The organism is Salinimicrobium oceani (assembly GCF_012037645.1).
Genome location: NZ_JAAVJR010001076.1, coordinates 1 through 364, shown reverse-complemented (window position 1 = coordinate 364; position 364 = coordinate 1). Strand labels below are relative to the sequence as shown.

The 364-nt window shown below is 40.9% G+C and carries 1 protein-coding gene; it reads left to right on the top strand.

Annotated features, from left to right (window positions below):
- Positions 1-364, top strand: a 364-nt coding sequence (locus HC175_RS20850; protein ID WP_235942720.1) for an MBL fold metallo-hydrolase, incomplete at both ends; no start/stop codon positions are given.

The window sequence follows — 364 nt, the reverse complement described above, 5'->3', positions numbered from 1 at the left end:
CCATTCATTTAGATTTGTTTTTTGCTATTCTTTTTCCCCATGATAAGAGTTACCATACGGTAGGCCTAGATGACATAAGGCCTTATTTTTTCAAGCAGGGAGATATTCCTGTTTATGCGCATCAAAGGGTGATGGCTTCTCTTCAAAAAAGGTTTGACTATATCTTTGATTCAGAAAACAAATATCCCGGTGCTCCCAGTGTGCAGGAGCATGTGATCACCAATACAGCCTTTACCGTCAAAGGGGTAAATATTTTGCCGGTTGAAGTAATGCATAATAGGGTGCAGGTTTTTGGCTTCAGGATAAGGGATTTCGCCTATATCACCGATGCCAAGATCGTTGAAGAGGAGGAAGCAGAAAAACT